Annotated in this window: 17 protein-coding genes; 3 read left to right on the forward strand and 14 right to left on the reverse strand. The window is 64.1% G+C overall.

What is annotated here, in order from left to right:
- From ABWP89_RS07115 to ABWP89_RS07125, 3 genes are all read right to left on the reverse strand, one after another.
- Positions 1-504 carry a DUF2497 domain-containing protein gene (locus ABWP89_RS07115; protein WP_353228213.1) on the reverse strand — a complete coding sequence of 168 codons (504 nt, stop codon included), beginning with the start codon at positions 502-504 and terminating at the stop codon, positions 1-3.
- 56 nt (positions 505-560) lie between these two features.
- Positions 561-2003 carry a TolC family outer membrane protein gene (locus ABWP89_RS07120; RefSeq protein ID WP_353228215.1) on the reverse strand — a complete coding sequence of 481 codons (1443 nt, stop codon included), beginning with the start codon at positions 2001-2003 and terminating at the stop codon, positions 561-563.
- A 65-nt stretch (positions 2004-2068) separates the two neighbouring features.
- On the reverse strand, positions 2069-2659 hold the full coding sequence (locus ABWP89_RS07125; RefSeq protein WP_353228216.1) for a protein-L-isoaspartate O-methyltransferase family protein: 591 nt from the start codon (positions 2657-2659) through the stop codon (positions 2069-2071).
- Positions 2660-2882: 223 nt separating this feature from the next.
- On the opposite strand from ABWP89_RS07125, the gene ABWP89_RS07130 reads away from it, so the two are divergent.
- Complete coding sequence (locus ABWP89_RS07130; RefSeq protein WP_502915256.1) at positions 2883-4406, forward strand: fumarate hydratase; 1524 nt, start codon at positions 2883-2885, stop codon at positions 4404-4406.
- Positions 4407-4415: 9 nt separating this feature from the next.
- Here the strand turns inward: ABWP89_RS07130 and ABWP89_RS07135 are convergent, their stop codons facing one another.
- Positions 4416-4805: a type II toxin-antitoxin system VapC family toxin gene (locus tag ABWP89_RS07135; protein WP_353228218.1), complete on the reverse strand. Its 390-nt coding sequence runs from the start codon at positions 4803-4805 to the stop codon at positions 4416-4418.
- On the reverse strand, positions 4792-5058 hold the full coding sequence (locus ABWP89_RS07140; RefSeq protein WP_353228219.1) for an AbrB/MazE/SpoVT family DNA-binding domain-containing protein: 267 nt from the start codon (positions 5056-5058) through the stop codon (positions 4792-4794). Before ABWP89_RS07140 ends, ABWP89_RS07135 begins: the two co-directional genes overlap by 14 nt.
- A 170-nt stretch (positions 5059-5228) precedes the next feature.
- Between ABWP89_RS07140 and ABWP89_RS07145 the strand changes: the two genes are divergently transcribed.
- On the forward strand, positions 5229-6539 hold the full coding sequence (locus ABWP89_RS07145) for a histidine kinase (protein ID WP_353228221.1): 1311 nt from the start codon (positions 5229-5231) through the stop codon (positions 6537-6539).
- Between the two features lie 23 nt (positions 6540-6562).
- Positions 6563-7351: a LytR/AlgR family response regulator transcription factor gene (locus ABWP89_RS07150; RefSeq protein WP_353228223.1), complete on the forward strand. Its 789-nt coding sequence runs from the start codon at positions 6563-6565 to the stop codon at positions 7349-7351.
- On the opposite strand, the gene ABWP89_RS07155 is transcribed toward ABWP89_RS07150, so the two are convergent.
- From ABWP89_RS07155 to ABWP89_RS07195, 9 genes are all read right to left on the reverse strand, one after another.
- On the reverse strand, positions 7348-8649 hold the full coding sequence (locus tag ABWP89_RS07155) for an MFS transporter (RefSeq protein WP_353228225.1): 1302 nt from the start codon (positions 8647-8649) through the stop codon (positions 7348-7350). The genes ABWP89_RS07150 and ABWP89_RS07155 overlap by 4 nt on opposite strands.
- A gap of 34 nt (positions 8650-8683) precedes the next feature.
- The gene (locus ABWP89_RS07160) at positions 8684-9670 is read right to left on the reverse strand and encodes an alcohol dehydrogenase catalytic domain-containing protein (protein ID WP_353228226.1); all 987 of its coding nucleotides are present in this window, start codon (positions 9668-9670) and stop codon (positions 8684-8686) included.
- 11 nt (positions 9671-9681) lie between these two features.
- Positions 9682-10509 carry an SDR family NAD(P)-dependent oxidoreductase gene (locus ABWP89_RS07165; protein WP_353228227.1) on the reverse strand — a complete coding sequence of 276 codons (828 nt, stop codon included), beginning with the start codon at positions 10507-10509 and terminating at the stop codon, positions 9682-9684.
- The gene (locus ABWP89_RS07170; RefSeq protein ID WP_353228228.1) at positions 10496-11572 is read right to left on the reverse strand and encodes a Rieske 2Fe-2S domain-containing protein; all 1077 of its coding nucleotides are present in this window, start codon (positions 11570-11572) and stop codon (positions 10496-10498) included. The genes ABWP89_RS07165 and ABWP89_RS07170 overlap by 14 nt, the downstream gene beginning before the upstream one ends.
- Positions 11573-11584: 12 nt before the next feature.
- Positions 11585-12115 (reverse strand): 2,4'-dihydroxyacetophenone dioxygenase family protein, encoded by a 531-nt coding sequence (locus tag ABWP89_RS07175; RefSeq protein WP_353228230.1) that lies wholly within the window; start codon positions 12113-12115, stop codon positions 11585-11587.
- A gap of 13 nt (positions 12116-12128) precedes the next feature.
- Complete coding sequence (locus ABWP89_RS07180; RefSeq protein ID WP_353228231.1) at positions 12129-12665, reverse strand: 2,4'-dihydroxyacetophenone dioxygenase family protein; 537 nt, start codon at positions 12663-12665, stop codon at positions 12129-12131.
- Positions 12666-12676: 11 nt separating this feature from the next.
- Positions 12677-13210: a 2,4'-dihydroxyacetophenone dioxygenase family protein gene (locus ABWP89_RS07185; protein ID WP_353228232.1), complete on the reverse strand. Its 534-nt coding sequence runs from the start codon at positions 13208-13210 to the stop codon at positions 12677-12679.
- Positions 13211-13270: 60 nt separating this feature from the next.
- Positions 13271-15946: a TonB-dependent receptor gene (locus ABWP89_RS07190; RefSeq protein ID WP_353228233.1), complete on the reverse strand. Its 2676-nt coding sequence runs from the start codon at positions 15944-15946 to the stop codon at positions 13271-13273.
- Positions 15947-16066: 120 nt separating this feature from the next.
- Complete coding sequence (locus ABWP89_RS07195; RefSeq protein WP_353228235.1) at positions 16067-17305, reverse strand: MFS transporter; 1239 nt, start codon at positions 17303-17305, stop codon at positions 16067-16069.
- Between the last annotated feature and the right edge of the window lie 2 nt (positions 17306-17307).

Here is a 17307-nt window from a genome sequence, read left to right on the forward strand (position 1 = left end):
TCAGGCTTTTTTGTGGAGGATCCGGGCGATTTCGGCGGCGACCATCCGCTCCACCATGCCCGGCAGATGCTGATCCAGCCATTCCGCCAGCATCGGCCGCAACAGATCGCGCGCCAACCCTTCGAGCGAGGTTTCCCCCGACCGCACGATTTGTGGTCGCGCGCCCGGCTGCGACAGCATCGCCAGCGCTGCCAGCGAATCGCGCATCGCGGTGGCAGTCGCCTCGTTCAGCAAAGCGCCTTCGCCGTCATCATCGTCGGGTTCGGCATGGCGCTGGCCACGCGTTGACTGCGCAGGCGGTGTGCGATCATCGCCCAGCATTTCGGCCGCGCTGTCACCCAGATCGAGCACATCGCCGGCGCGGGCACGCGCGGTGGCATCGCTGCGGACGCTGTTCGGGCGGGCGTCATCGCGCCGCGCCGCATCGACGCGGTTGTCGCGCGCGATCACCTTTTTGATCGACGCCAGAATCTCTTCGACCGAAGGTTCGCCAGCCTGCCGCATGTTCCGTTCCATTGCCCCCGCCGCATTGCGCGAATCAGTCGCCGCCCGACGGCTTATCACGGCAGCGGTAATGACGGAACCGTGGCATCCTGTGCCGGCGTGGTGCGGGTGGAGGTGGAGGTGCGTACCGGTTCGGGATCGCGGTGCCAGTCCGACATGTCGCGCGCGACATGGTCATAGTGCACTTGCGGATCGTAAAGCGCGGCGCCCAGTTCGTCATCCAGCGCCAGATCGCGCGACTGTGCCTTGCCCATGGCGGCCAGCAGGTTGAACCCGGCGACATAGGCGTTGCGGCGCGCGGTTTCCAGATTGACCTGCGCGTTGACCAGTTCCTGTTCCGCATCCAGGATGTTCAGGATGGTGCGGTTGCCCACGGTGTTTTCCGCGCGCACGCCCTCCAGGCTGAGCGCGGCGGCCGCGACTGCGGTCTGGTTCAGCCCGATTGCGTCATTGGCCGAGCGGTATGCGGCAAAATCGGCGCGCACGGTGGCGATCACTTCGCGTTCTACCGAAATTTCGTGTTCGTCGGCGGCGCCTTCGCGTGCCTGCGCTGCGCGGATCTGCGCGCTGGGCAAACCGCCCTGATAAAACGGGATGGTGGCCTGCAGCCCGATCTGCGCCGATCCGGTGTGCGGCAGGCTGCCGGTCAGCCCAGAGCTTTGCGGCAGGGTGCCCAGATAGTTGGTATAGGCGGTCGACCCGACCACCGACACGGTCGGCAGGCGGGTGGCATCGGCGGTCTTGATGTCATAGCCGGCAGCCTTGGTCGACAGCCGTGCCGCGATCAGATCGGGATTGGCATCGAGCGCGATCTGCACCGCATCGTCGGGCGCATGCGGCAATCCGGCCAGCGGCGGCGGCGGATCAAGCTGGTCGGGCGCGTGGCCGACCACCTGTATATAACGTTCGCGCGCACCGATCAGGTTGGATTCAGAGGTGCGCAAGGTGGCGCGACCCTGCGCCAGCCGCGAATTCGACTGCGCCACATCGGTGCGCGTGACATCACCGATTTCAAAGCGGTCGCTGGTCGCCTTCAGGTTGATTTCCAGCACCGCGACATTCTTGCGGTTGAGCGCGACGATCGCGGCATCCAGCGTGACATCGAGATAGGCGGTCACCACACTGGAAAACACCGATGTTTCGGTGCTGCGCAAGGTGGCCGCGCCTTCGGCCACGCGGGTGCGCGCCGCGCTGATCGCGCTGCGGGTGCCGCCACCGGCATAGAGCGGCGCGTTGAACGAGGTGGTCGCCTGAAACGTATCGGTGGGATAGAAATCGAACGCGCCATAGGCCTGCTTTTCCAGCGTGTGCGCGTAATTGACCGATCCCTGCAGGCTGGGCAGCGCCCGCGCCCGCGCGATCGGCACATTTTCGTCGGTCGCGCGCTGGGTTGCCCGGGCAGAGGCCAGATCGGGATTGTTGCGATAGGCGGCAACCAGTGCTTCGCGCAGGGTTTCCGCCCGCGCTGGCAGGGCCGCAAGCGCCAGCGGCGCCGCCATTATCAGCGCCGCAACTGCCGGCAACCGGCGGTGGCGCGCGCACCGTCCCACATCAGGCATCGAAATCAGAAGCTCCAGCTTTTCTTGGCGGCAAAGGCCGGCAGCGCGGCAAAATCCGCCTCTGCCAGCATGGTCAGCACCAGATCACCCAGCACGCGGCGCCCGGTGGCCAGCCGCATCACGCCGCGTTCAACCAGTCCGGTCACCACGCGGCCATGGTCGGCCAGCACGGCCACCAGCGCCGGCGGTGCCACCGCAATCGCACCGTCGATCAGCACCAGCGAATAGGGCGATGCAAAGCCCCAGTCCGCATCGGGCGCGGCCACGGAAACCTTGGCCCCCAGCTGCGCCACCAGCGCCGCCAGATAAGTACCGGGCTGCCCGATCACCAGCACGTGATCGGCAGGCGAAACCTCTGCCACGGTCAGCATCTGGCCATGCGTCAGCGCGGGCGCCAGCACGGTGCCATCGCCCAACGGCACGGCACGGTCCATATAGGCAATCGCGCGCGCGCCTGCGGGCACGAAATCTTCGCGCGCGACGCTGGCAAAGGCCGCCAGTATCGCCGGGTCATTAACCCCGCTGACGCGCAACTGGCTGTCGATCATTGCCCGGCGCGCGGTTGCATGCCCGACGCGTTCTTTCACCAAGGTCATCACGTCCCTCGTTGCCATACTGTCCACCGGCGCCCGTGGCGCGGGGCTGCCCCCAGGCAGTGTCGCCGAACCTCTAGATTATCGCCATGCCTGCGCCAAGTTATTTGCATGTCGTCCGTCGAGGGGTAAGGGCGTTGGTCGAAGGGTCTGACTCGAAGCGTTCGAACGGGCGCGTTTCGCGGTCGACACCGGCCCGCTCCCCCCGGTGAAAGGTGCAGATTCCATGGCAGAAATGGTGACAATCCGCGAAGCTGATCTGATCGACAGCGTGGCCGACGCGTTGCAGTACATCAGCTTTTTCCACCCGATGGATTACATCCGCGCGCTGAGCGTGGCCTATGACGCCGAACAGGGCCCCGCAGCCAAGGACGCAATCGCCCAGATCCTGACCAACAGCCGGATGTGCGCAGAGGGCCATCGCCCGATCTGCCAGGACACCGGCATCGTCAACGTGTTCATCGCCTGGGGCCAGAATTGCCGGCTGGACAGCGATCTCAGCCTGCAGGACGTGGTCGATGAAGGCGTGCGCCGCGCCTATCTCAACCCCGACAACAAGCTGCGCGGATCGATCCTGGCCGACCCCGCGTTCACCCGCCGCAACACCCGCGACAACACCCCGTGCGTGCTGCATGTCGATATGGTGCCGGGCAGTACCATCAGCGTCGATGTCGCGGCCAAGGGCGGCGGCAGCGAAAACAAATCCAAATTCAAGATGATGAACCCCAGCGATTCGATCGTCGACTGGGTGGTGGAAATGCTGCCGCAGATGGGCGCGGGCTGGTGCCCGCCCGGCATGCTGGGCATCGGCATTGGCGGCACCGCCGAACATTGCATGCTGCTGGCCAAAAAAGCGCTGATGGAACCGATCGACATGGCGCAGCTGAAACAGCGCGGGGCGCAGACCGATATCGAGGCCCTGCGCATCGAAATCTATGATCGGGTCAACGCGCTGGGCATTGGCGCGCAAGGGCTGGGCGGGCTTTCCACCATCCTGGATGTCAAGATCATGGATGCGCCTTGCCATGCCGCGGGCAAGCCGGTGGCGATGATCCCCAATTGCGCCGCCACGCGCCACGCGCATTTCGTGCTCGACGGAACGGGGCCCAGCTTTCTGGAAGCGCCAAAGCTGGATGAATGGCCGGATGTCCACTGGACGCCCGATGCCGCGGCCAAGCGCGTCGATCTGGACACGCTGACCGCCGCCGATGTGCAGGGGTGGAAACAGGGCGACCGCCTGCTGCTGAATGGCCGCATGCTGACCGGGCGCGACGCGGCGCACAAACGCATCCAGGACATGCTGGCCCGGGGTGAGCCGCTGCCGGTCGATTTCAAGGGCCGGGTGATCTATTATGTCGGCCCGGTCGATCCGGTGCGCGACGAAGTCGTCGGCCCGGCCGGGCCGACCACGGCGACCCGCATGGACAAGTTCATGGACATGATGCTGGGCCAGGGCCTGCTGGCCTGCGTGGGCAAGGCGGAACGCGGCGCGGCGGCGACGCAGGCGATTGCCGAACACAAATCGGCCTATCTGATGGCGGTCGGCGGCGCGGCCTATCTGGTTGCGCGCGCGATCAAGCAATCGCGCGTGGTCGGGTTTGCAGACCTGGGCATGGAGGCGATCTATGAATTCACGGTCGAAGACATGCCGGTGACCGTGGCCGTCGACAGCGCCGGGCAGAATGTGCACCAGCTGGCCCCGCTGGTGTGGCGCAAAAAGATTGCGGACGAGGGGCTGTTGCCGGTTTGACGCGCCGCTTTACGGAACCACCACCGGGATTGTCGGCAGCGTTTTCGCGCGCCGGGCGAATTTTTGATCGAACGTGACAAAGTCGCTGCACTGGCGCGATCGCGCCAGATGCAGCGCGTCGGCGAAATCGAGACCCTGGCTCAACCAGTCGAGTGCAATCGCCACCAGAGCCGGGTCTTCAACCGTCACACCGGGCAGCCCGGCCAGCGCGCGCAGTGCGGCAACGATCTGGTCCGGCTGAAAACCGTATCCCGCACGCAGCACCCATTCCGCTTCGAGCAGAACCGTGACCCCGATGTAAATATCCCCGGTTTCAAACACCTGGCGGGCGGCCAGCGCCTGTTCGGCATGGTCTGCGGTCAGCAACCGCACGACCACATTGGTATCAATCGCGCGCACGCCGGCGGCCCTCATCGGCAATCACGGCGTTCATCGCGTCAATCGTCAGCGCCGGGCCGGTTGGCCGCAGCGAACCGAACACCGCCGCCATGCCTGTGGCGGCAAACACCGGCGCGGATTTCAACAGCACGCCTGCCGGCGTTTGTTCAACGATCAGCTTTGTCCCCGGCGCCCAGTGCAGTTGATCGCGGATCGCCTTGGGCAGGATGACCTGGCCCTTGGTTGACACGGTTGTGGTAACCCGTCCGGCCATCGCGCGCTCCCGTGGTAAGAACAGGTAAGATATCGCAACGGGTGCCATCGTGCAATGGATTTGCGCCCGCGTCGTGATGGCTGCGCAATGGAACCGGGTTCGACCAACGACGCATGCGAACCGACTGCCGCACTGGCGCAAGGCGTGGTTTTCAGCATAGACCGGCGGTGATGGCAGATACGTTCTACGATACACCCGAAACCGCGGTCCCGCACGTGCCCGCGCGGCAAGTGCTGGGGTCGGCGGTGGCGTTGTGGCTGTGCTATTTCGTGCTGATCACGATGCGCGCGCTGGTGGTGGAGCTGGGCGAATTCAGCGATCTGTTGTGGCGCCGCGCGCTGGTCACGCTGGCCGGGATTGTCGTGACGATGCTGGCCTGGCCGCTGTTGCGGCGGTTTGACGGGCGGCCGACGGTGGTGCGGCTGACGGCGGCGCTGGTGATCATGCTGCCCGCTGCGCTGGCGCTGGCAGCGGTCAACCAGGCCGCGTTTGCCCCGGTAGAGGCGCAGATGATTGCGCGCCTGACCAACCAGGCCACCACCGCATCGTCGCCCACAGCGCCTGCGCCGCCCACGCCGCCACGCCCATCGGTGCGCGTGCGCCACGATCTGTCGGGCAACATGCTGATCGACATTGACGAGCCGGATGCGTCGGCCAGTGGGGCCGGCGGCCAGGGCAGTGCCCAAAGCCTGCCAACGCTGACGGCCAATGCCATCACGCTGATCCAGAACCCGGTCGAACACGAAGGGCTGTGGCGCCAGCTGACCGATGTCGCGCTGGGGCGCTATTTTCTGCTGATTGCCTGGGCCGCGCTCTATCTGGCGCTGGGCAATGCCGAAATGGTGCGCGCCGCCGAACGGCGTGAAGGCGAATACCGCCGCGCGGCAAAGGCGGCCGAGCTGCGATCGCTGCGCTATCAGGTCAATCCGCATTTCCTGTTCAACACGCTCAATTCGCTGTCGGCGCTGGTGATGACCGGGCGCGAACAGGCCGCCGAACGCATGATCCAGACGATGTCGAGCTTTTACCGCCACAGCCTGGCCGCCGACCCCAGCGCCGATGTGCCGCTGGCCGATGAAATCGCGCTGCAACGCCATTATCTGGATATTGAGGCGGTGCGCTTTCCCGACCGGTTGAAAACCGTGCTGCTGGTGCCCGATGATCTGGCACAGGCGCCCGTGCCGGGCATGATCCTGCAGCCGCTGGTCGAAAATTCGATCAAATATGCGGTGGCCGCCACCACCCGTGCGGTGACCATTACCATCACCGCGCATAGCCAGGATGACACGCTGGTGCTGACCGTCGCTGATGACGGCCCGGGCAAGACCGGCACCGAGACCGGCACCGGCATTGGCCTGGCCAATGTGCGCAGCCGGCTGGCCGCGCGGTTTGGCCACCATGCCGCGGTGATCAGTGGCCCGCTGCCCCAGGGCGGCTATGCCACCACACTGACCCTGCCCCTGCCGCTATCCCAGCCATAAGCCATTTGCGACCGGACCCGACCATGCAACCAGCGACCACCGACCCCGATCACGCCCCTGCCCGAGCGTTGCGCACGCTGATCGTCGATGATGAACCGCTGGCGATCGAACGCCTGCAGATTCTGGCGGCACGCATCGCGTCGCTGCAGGTGGTTGGCACCGCCAGCGACGGCGCGCAGGCCTTGCGGCTGGCCAGCGCACTCGCGCCCGATCTGTTGCTGCTGGACATGACCATGCCAGAGGCGGATGGCCTGACCGTGGCGCGCCAGCTGATGATGCAGCCCACGCGCCCGGCAGTGATTTTCGTGACCGCGCACGACCAGTTCGCGGTCGAAGCGTTCGATTGCGATGCGGTCGATTACGTGTTGAAACCCGTGGCTGAAGACCGGCTGGCGCGCGCGGTCGAACGCGCGATCGCCCGCCGCGCCAGCGCCGCCGCAGAGCGCGACACCACCCGGCCCGCCAGCGCCGCGCCGAGCAACTGGATCGAAGAATTCTGGGTGCCGCACCGCAGCGAGCTGATCCGGCTGGCGGCGGGCGATATCGACCGCATCGATGCCGAACGCGATTATGTGCGGTTGCATGTCGGGCAGCGGTCCTATCTGCTGCTGCACACCATCCAGGGCCTGGAGGACCGGCTTGATCCCGATCGCTTCATCCGCCTGCACAGGTCAACCATCATCCGCCGCGACCGGATCACCGGGCTACGCCACGACGGGCTGGGGGTATGGTCGGTGGAACTGGCCAATGGCACCAGCCTGCGCATCGGCCGCACCTACCTGCCCGGCGCAAAGGCGATGGCCGGGCGTTAACGCAGCTGCAGCCGGAACCGGGCGAGCAGCACAAACGCAACCGCCGATCCGCCGCTCATCACCAGCGCAACCATCGGCAGACCCAGCTGCGCCTTGAACAGATAGCCGGCCAGGATGGGTGACAGCGCGCCGCCGAACCTCCCCAGGCTGAGCGCAAATCCGGTGCCGGTGGCGCGGACATGGGTGGGGAACCCGGCGGCAAAGCTGGCGTAAAACCCGACGATGGCGGCATTGGCGAACACCATGCCCAGCGATGCGGCGATCGACCACACCAACAGCGTGGTGGTCTGATCATGCAGCCCGAACAGCGTGATTCCGGCCACCGAACCCACCAGCGCCGCCAGCATCGGGCGTTTGATGCCAAAGCGGTGCATGAACACACCAAACAGCGCGCCGCCGATCGCACCGCCGATATTGGCCGCGGTCAGCACGCCCGCCGCCTCACTGGGCGAATGGCCCAGGTCGGCAATGATCTTGGGCGCCCATTTCAGAATGAAATAAAAGCTGATGGCGTGAAAGAAATACCCGAGCGTCAGCATCGTGGTCGTGCCGATCAGCCCCGGTTTCAGGATGTCGAGCACGCTGGCCCTGGCCTGTTCGGGCGCGTGCGGCGCCAGCGCATCCAGTTGCGGCAGGCGAAACCGCGTCAGGATGCGGTTGATTGCTGCCAGCGCGCCGGCCGGCCGCTTCTGATCCAGAAACGCCGGGGTTTCGGGTATGAACAGCACCACCAGCGGGATAAATGCGGCTGATACCACTGCCCCCAGATTGAACACCGCGCGCCAGCTTTGGCCGTGGAGCAATTGCTGCACGATCAGCCCGCCGACCGTCCCGCCCACTGGATAGCCGATCACCATGATCGCCATGGCCAGGCTGCGGTGTTTCAGGTTGGACAGTTCGGCCGCCAGCGCGTTGAGCGCGGCCAGCATGCCACCAATGCCAAACCCGGTCACCAGCCGCCACAGCGACAGGTTTTGCGGGCTGGTGGCGGTGGTGGCCATGGCCATGCCCAGCGTCATGATGCACAGGCACAGCAATGTCGTGCGCCGCCGCCCGGCGATATCGGCCAGCCCGCCCAACAGCAGCGATCCGCCGACCATGCCCCACAATTCCATCGACAGCACGATGCCCAGCGCTTCGCGGCTGACATGCCATTCCTTGGCAATGCCCGGCGCCGCAAACGCGCTGGCCAGCACGTCAAAGCCATCAAGCGCATTCAGCCCGATGGTGATCACCACCGCCACCCATTGCAGCGGATGCATGCGGCCGTGTTCGATAATGGAGCGCGCGGTCGTCACGGGAAATCCCTTTTGGATAAGGCAGTCGGGCGCATCAGGGCGCGATCAGCACCTTGCAGTCGGTGGTGCGCGCACGCAACGCTTCAAAACGCGCGGGCGTGTCGTCCAGCGTGATCGTGCCGGTCACCAGCAGGCGCGGTTCAACCACCCCGGCATCCAGCACATCGAGCGCGGCCTGGTATTCGCCAATCGTGAAAAAGGCCGAGGTGATCAGCCGCACTTCTTTCGACAGCATGGCAAAGCTGTTGAAGGTATCGGGCTGCGTGCACAGCCCCAGCAGCAGAATCGTACCGCGATTGCGCACCTGTTGCACCGCCTGCGCAATCAGCCCGGGGCGCCCGACGCATTCGAACACGATGTCGGCCGGCCGGCCCAGCCCGCGCAAGGCAGCCCCGACCGGATCGGCCGGATCGACCACAAACCCGGTGGCGCCCATCGCCAGCGCACGCTCTTCCTGATGGGCGGCCACATCCTGAATCACCACTGTGGCCGCGCCCATCCGCTGCGCCCAGAATGCCACGGCCAGCCCGATCGGCCCGGCACCCAGCACCAGCACCGTATCACCCGCGCGCAATCCGGACAGATTGACCCCGTGCAGCGCCACCGCCAGCGGTTCGATGATCGCGCCATCGGCCAGGCTGATTGATGAGGGCAGGCGGATGCACTGGTTCGGGCGGGTGACGGCGTATTCGGCGTATCCCCCGCCCTGCAGCCCGAACTGGTCACACCACGCGACCTCACCCGCCAGACACGATGCGCATGTGCCACAGGATTTCAGCGGGATGACCGACACCAGATCACCCAGCGCCGCGCCCGTTGTGCCCTGGCCCAGCGCGACCACTTCGCCGGCAAATTCATGGCCGAGCACGTCGCCCGCACGTTTGCCATAGGCCGCGTCTTCGGTCATGTGCAGGTCCGACCCGCAGATGCCGCAACGGCCGACCCGCACCACCAGTTCGCCGGGCATAGGCACGGGATCGGGCACGGTTTCGACCGCCAGGGGCTGGTGGAGCCCCTGCATCACCGCCGCCTTCACCGGAAATTGCCGAGCTGCACACCGCCGTCGATGACCACATGCGCACCCGTCATGAAACTGGACGCATCGGATGCCAGCAGCAGCGCCAGCGGCTTGATCTGGCCGGTCTGCGCCATCGCGCCCAGCGGGATGGTCTTGTCAAACGCCGCCTTGGCCAGCGGGTTTTTCTTCACCCAGCCGTCGCCGATATTGGTGACGAACGGCCCCGGCGCGATCGCGTTGACGCGGATGCGGTATTCGGCCAGTTCCAGCGCGACATGGCGCACCATGTGCAGCACGCCCGCCTTTGCCGGCATATAGGCCATGCCCACGATCGGTTCGTTGATGATGCCGGCGTTGGATGCGGTGGCGATGATCGATCCGGGCTTGCCCCCTGCCTTCATCACCCGTGCGGCTTCGCGCAGGGTGTTGAAAATGCCGGTCAGGTTGATTGCCATCGACCCGTCCCAATCGTGTTCGGCATCCAGCGTGTCAATCTGGCCATTTTCGTTGCGAAACCCGCCCGGGTTCCAGAACCCTGGCCCCGGGTCCAGCCCGGCATTGGCAAAACAGATGTCCAGCCCGCCACAAGCGATGACATGGTCATCGAACACGCGCCGCATTTGCGCGCGGTCGCGCACATCCAGCACTGCCGCGCGCGCCTTGCCGCCATCGGCGTTGATCCGCGCCGCTTCGCGTTCCACGCCAGCGGCATCGACATCGGTCAGCGTCACCGTCGCGCCGGCCTCGGCCATTGCCTCGGCATAGGCCAGGCCGATACCCGATGCGGCCCCGGTAACCAGCGCGGAACGCCCGGCAATGGCAAATTGGTCAAGCGTGGTCATGGTCGGTTTCCTGATTTGGACCGGCGCGTTCGGCGGCAATCATCTTGCGCAACTGGCGCCGGGCGCGGATGCCGCCGCCATCACCATCGATCACCAGCGGGCGCAGATCCCAGAAATCCTGGCCCGCCATCAGCCGGTGCGCATCGCGGATCAGCGGCATGTCTTCGTGTTCAAACGCGTATTCCAGCGCGCCGCGCATGGCCGCCGAAAATTCCGCATCACCCACCGCAAAATCGCGGCCGGTCGCCCACAGGTAATGCGTGGTGCCGGCGGTTTCGGGGGTAAACGCGTGGAGCGAGGGCATGTTGCCCAACTGGTCGAACGGCGTGCCCGGTTCGCCGGTGCGAAAATCGAACGACAGCGTGGCCGGTGCATGCCACACCACATGGCCGTCAAACGCCTGTTTGCGCCCCGTTGTCCCCAGGATCGCCGAAATCCCTTCGGACAGGTAATCATCGGGCTGCGCATAGTGGGCGTGGACGGTTTCACCCTCCTGCCAGAACCGCCGCGCGCCTTCGGTAAAGGCGCTGGCGACCAGCGCGGGATGCACGAAATTGGCGTGGCTGAGATCGAGGATGTTGTCGGTATAGAGCTCGTAATGCCCCTCTGCACAGGTGCTGCCCCGCACCACATCCCAGCGCGGGTCGGCCAGCCAGGCGAAATCGGGGATCAGATCGGTATTGGCGCGCGCCGCATCGCCCATCCATATCCACAGCAGCGCATGGCGTTCGACCAGTGGATAAACCGGCACCGCCACATTTGGCACTGCGCCGCCCGGGTGCGGGTTGAACGCGCATTTGCCATCGCTGCCAAAACGCAACCCGTGATAGGGGCATTGCAGCGCACCATCGACCACCACGCCATCACCCAGCGGGGCAAAGCGATGCGGACAGCGGCCGCCGATCGCGTGCGCGACGCCATCGGCATCGCGATAGAGCGCCACCGGCTGTTCCAGAAACACCCTGGCTTGCGGCTTATCCGTCAGCCCATCGGCCCAGCCGGCAGCATACCACGCGTTGCGCAAATAGGCGCCGGGCTGTCCGTCCAGACGCGGCGTAGTCATCGCTCCGCCACCTTAAAGGTACAGCGCCGGGTTGATCGGCAGATTGTTGGCGTGGCAATAGGTTTCATAGTGGTTGATGAACCACCACACATCCAGCGTTTCGACATGGTTGCCGTGTTCGTCAAAGAACTCGTTGGCGCCCTGCATGTGGAACAGCGCCTTCATCCCGCCCGGATCATCGGTGACCAGCGTATGCGCGGTGCCCGGGGTTTCGGTGATGAATTCGCCCGCTTTGCACACCCAGTCGTATTCCAGATAGCGAAAGCTGCCTTCCAGGCCGATCGCCCACACTTTGCCGCGATGCTTATGCGTGCCGATCACTCCGGGGCCCTTGATCCACAGGATGTTGACATAGACGTTTTCGCGCACGTCAAACGCCAGGTGGCGGATCGCGGCGTTGTCGCCAAACGGCACCCACGGGCTTTCGGCTTCGCTGCCGCCGACATACGTGCCCTCAATGCCCAGGCGTTTGATGGTCGCATCATACAATTCGGGAACAGCGACAATCTTGTAGGCGCCGGATGGGGGTGCGGTCATCGACATCGATGGGCGTCCTTCAGATATACAGCTTGGGGTTCAGCGGGATGCCGTGCGCCTTGCAGTGCGTTTCATAGTGGTTGATGAACCACCACACGTCGGTGGTTTCGACGAAATTGGCGTTTTCGTCATAAAATTCGATCGGGCCCTGCATCCATCCGAACAGCTTTACGCCATCGGGATGATCGGTGACCAGCGTGTGGGCCTCCCCCGGGACCTCAAGGATCAGCCCGCCTGGTGAGGCGACCCAGTCGTATTCCAGGTATTTCACGCTGCCTTCCAGGCAGACCATCATGATCGTGCCGCGATGCAGGTGCGTGCCGATCACGCCCGGTTGCTTGATCCACAGGATGTTGGAAAAGATCCCCTGCCGCACGTCGAACGCCAGATGCTTGATCGCGGCGTTGTCGCCAAACGGCACCCACGGGCTGTCAACATCCGACTGCGCATCGATATAGCGGCCGCCAGGGCTGAGCCGGGCGACGAGTTCACGGTGGGCAAACGGCACATCGACAATCGCCGCCTTGCTGGACGGCGGCGCGGTCATCACGGTCATGGCAGAGGTCCTTATCGGATCAAAGTATCGACATAGTCGGCGCCGATGCCATTGCTGGCATAGTGCGCGCGCGCGGCGGCGATGTAGTCAAACACATCATAGTGCCCGACGGTGTTGCCCTGATCATCCAGCCACATCAGCGGACCCGACACGACGAAGAACACCTTCATCGGTTCCGGGCTGTCATAACAGACCAGCGTGTGCGATTCGCCCGGGGTTTCGTAAACGAAATCGCCCGCAGTCGCGGTCCATTCGTGTTCCAGATAGGCCCATTTGCCGCTGATGGTATAGGCCCAGATCGGGTGCGGGTGGTAATGACGGCTGACCAGCCCCGGCCCGCTCGACATCAGCACATCGGCCCACATGTTCTTGGCCGGGCTGATCCACACCGGTTTGGACGAGACGGTTTCAGAGATGGGAACCCAGTAACGCGGATCGCCCTCGGCAATTTTCGAGGCATAGACCTCTGGCAGGCTGCCTTCCTTGAACACCTTGTCGATCGGCTTGATGTCTTTCCAGAATTCCGCATGTGGCGCTTCACGCATGGACTCTCTCCCGAATCACGCAAAAAAAGGGGGTGCCGGCCTGGGCACCCCCTGATCGTATCAGAATTTGACGCTGAGTCTGGCGTACCATTCGGCCGGGCGGTTGTAGGTGCCATAGATTTCACCACCGGCCACCTGCGCCTGACCGGTGATCAGATAGCGCTGGTTGGTCAGGTTGGTGCCACCCGCGGTGATATCCCACTGCTTGCCCGGCGCCTTGTAAGTCACGCTGGCGTTGAGCTGGTTGGTGGCAACACGTTCCAGCAGGAACGTGCCTTCGGTGTCGTTGCGCATGCTCGTCGTGTGGGTAAAGTCAGCCAGAAAGATCATGCTGCCCTTTTCGCCAAGCTGCACTTCGTAACGCGGCGAAATGTTCATCTTCCAATGCGGCGCCTTTGGCAGCGGCGCACCGGCGTAGATTCCGGCCTGCAGCGGGTTCGGCGCAACATAGGCCGAATTGCCACCGCAGAACGCCGCCGCGTTGCCATTTTCACCGCAGATATAGGTGAAGTGGGCATCGAGGTAGCCGACCGAACCCGTAATCGTCAGGCCATCGGCCGGCGCAAGGACCGCTTCGGCTTCAAACCCGCGCACGCGCGCCTTGCCCAGGTTGGCAACGGTGGGCGACACGCCGATCTGCTGATTCAGCTGGATCCCGTTGTAGCTGGTGTTGAACGCCGACAGGTTCAGCTGCAGGTGGCGGTCAAACAGCTGCGACTTCAGGCCGATTTCAAACGTTTCTGCCTTTTCCGGCCCGAATTGCGGCGCATAGGGCAGCGGGTTTGACAAACGCGTGGTCCAGCCGCCCGAACGATAGCCGCGCGACCACGACAGATAGGCCATCACGTCCTTTTTCGGATGCAGCTGGATCCCGGCCTTGGGCGAGAAGTTGTTGAAGATCCGCGAATTCGGACCTTGCGCATAATAGTCGAAATAGTTCGCCAGCTGGCCCAGGTTCGAACCGTAGCCATTGCTGCCACCGTTGAAATAAGCGAAGTTGTTGTTGCTGGTCGGGAACCCGGTCAGAGCCGCGCACAGCGGGCTGGGCGCGCAGTTGAACAGTTTGTAGCTGAAGCCGTTGTCATCAGCCTGGCCACCGTAATAGTTCTTGTGTTCGTGGGTATAACGGCCGCCAACGGTAATGCTGATCAGATCGCTGAACTTGTAATCGAACTGACCGAACGTGGCGAGCGCGGTGGTGTTGATGCGGCCCGGGCCGTCAACCTGCAGCAGGCCATCGGCAAAGGTCACATAGTCGTGCAGATCACCGGCTTCGTTGAAGACATAGGCCCCGACGGTGTACTTCAGCTTCTTGTCTGCGCTTGACCCGTTGATCTGGAATTCCTGGCTCCACTGGTGCTGCTTCACGGTGAAGCTGGTCTGCAGGAAGTTCAGCGGCGATCCATCGAGATCGACGCCCGCGTTGAAATCGACATTGCGGAAGGCCGAGATTGATTTGATCTGCAGGTTGTCGGTCAGCTGGTCTTCCAGTGTCAGCGTGATGCCGTACTGGCGAACCTTGGAATAGTTGTTGCCGGTGGCATAGCTGGTGTCGGGGTTGCCGGTGATGAAGCGGCTGTCAAACGGCAACAGCGGGTTCGGGTTGTTCGGCCCGGCGATCCCGGCGCCGGCCAGCGCGGGCAATGTATTGTACCCCTGCACGCCGGTGCGCGGTCCGCAAACACCCTGCGCACTGTGCGCGGCAATCGCCGCAGAATCAGCGCCGATGCAGAAATTGTACAGCCCGGCAAACAGGAAGCCCGACGAGCCGGTGACTACGTCAAGCCCGGTCTGCACCGGAAACCCTTCGTTTGGCCCAAGATTGTTGGCAGTCAGCCCGCCGAACGGACCTGGAACGTGTTCGGTCGTGCCCAGCAGGGTGTTGGCAGTCGATTCCTGATCGACGTTGGTATAATCGAGCGCCAAAGTCGCCTTGAACGAACCGCTGGTGTATTTCAGCTTGCCGCGCAGGCTGTAGCTGTTGTCGCCGCCCTGGCGGTTGCCGCCGCTGTTATAGCCGGCCGCGTTGAACTGGGTAAAGTTGTCAACCGAATAGCCCGTGCCGGGATAGGGCAGGCGATATTGATAGCCATCGCGGCGCATCACGCCAAACGTCAGCGACGAGCTGAGGTTTTCAGCGATCGGCACGTCGACCGACCCGCGCACCTGAAAGCGGCGATAGCTGCCGCCGGTCACATCGCCGATGAAGCGGAACTGGTTGCCCGGATCGTGCGTGACGATCGACACCGCGCCACCGATGGTGTTGCGCCCGAACAAGGTTCCCTGCGGACCCTTCAGCACTTCGATGCGTTCGACGTCGAGCAGGTCCTGGTTGGCCCCGACCGAGCGACCGAGATAGACACCGTCGACATAGACCCCGACGGTCTGATCGATGTTGAAGGCAAAGTCGGCCGACCCGACGCCGCGGATTGACGCCCCGAGCACAGCGCTCGATCCCGAAAACGGCGTCGAGGCGTCAAACGTGACGTTGGGTGAAACCGACGTCAGCGCGGAAACATCACCGACCCCGCGCTCCTTCAGCGCCGATGCGGTGAATGCCGAAATCGCGATCGGCACGTTCTGCACGTTTTCCGAACGCTTTTGCGCGGTGACGACGATTTCCTGGATGCCGCCGGTGGCCGGCGCGGCGTCGGCCGGCTTGGCCTGCGCATGCACGGCGGAGGTGACCATGACGCTGAGCGCGACGCCCGCAAGAATACCGATTGGCCGTTTCATATCCAGACTCTCCCCTGTTCGTGGCCGCCGGTTTTCAGGAACCGGTCAGCGCTTTCATGCTGTTTGTATGCAACACACACATAATTGTAGGTGATGCAAACGAAGTCAACCCGCGAAATGTTAAACCGGTACAGTTCTCCGCGCAGTGTGGCGCGCCAGCACCCGTGGTGCAGTTTCGCGCAAGCCCAGACCGACCAAACCGGCCGTAATGCACAGCCCCAGCATCAGCCACATCACCGCATCGCGGCCAAAATGGTCGGACAGATTGCCCGCAAGGGCAGGGCTCAACACCCCGCCGATCACTTCGCCAATGCCCATCACCACCCCGGTCAGCGACGCGGTCAACCGCGGATCGACCGATTCGGACGGGATGGTCGCCATGAACAGCGGGAACACCCCGTTCAGCCCCCAGCCGATGAAAAATATCCCCGCCAGCAACCAGGCATTGCCGGTCAGGTACAGCGCACCCAGCGGCAGGATCGCGCCCAGAAACGAAAAGCCGATGATCGCCGGCCGCCGCCCGATGCGGTCCGACAGCGCCGTCACCGCAAAGCTGCCGATGCCCGCCGAAATCCCCAGCGTCGCCATCAGCCATTTGGTCGCATCGGCCGACACATGGCGGGTTGCGGTCAGGTACAGCGGCATGAACGCCCAGGTGCACACCAGATACGACACCAGCAGGATCGATATCAGCGCACACAATTGCACATTGCGATCGGCGAAAGCCTCTCGCAGCGTGGTGCGCGGCGCCGCATCGGCATGATGCGCGGTGGCCGCCGGTTCCTGCAGAAAAAACCACAGCAGCGCGGCGCTGATCAGCCCGGGCACGGCGGCGATGAAAAACGCGTGGCGCCAGCCGAACGCGATTGCCACCGGCACCAGCACCAGCGGCGCGACCGATGACCCCAGCACGTTGGACCCCAGGTTCTGCGCCACGCCCATCGCCAGTCCACGTTCGTTTTCGGGCACTTGCGCGGCGATCAGCGAATGGCTGACCGGCATCACCCCACCTTCGGCCGCGCCCATCAGAATGCGCGCGCCCATCAGCATCAGAAACGATTGCGCCAGCCCCGACACCACCGAACACACGCAAAAGGCCAGCGTGGCGATAATGATGATCGGTTTGCGCGACCCCAGCCAATCCGAAAAGCGCCCGACCGAAAAACCGGCGATCGCCCAGGTCAGCGACAGCCCCGACGACAGCATGCCAACCTGCGTATCGTTCAACCCCAGATCGGGGCGCACGTACGGCATCAGGAAATTGAGCGCGTTGCGATCAAAAAACAGGATGCCGAAATTCAGGCTGAGCAGCAGTACCAGCGCGATGCGGTACCCGCCGGACCGACCGGTCGTTTCCATAG

Source organism: Novosphingobium sp. (assembly GCF_040398825.1).
Taxonomy (GTDB): domain Bacteria; phylum Pseudomonadota; class Alphaproteobacteria; order Sphingomonadales; family Sphingomonadaceae; genus Novosphingobium.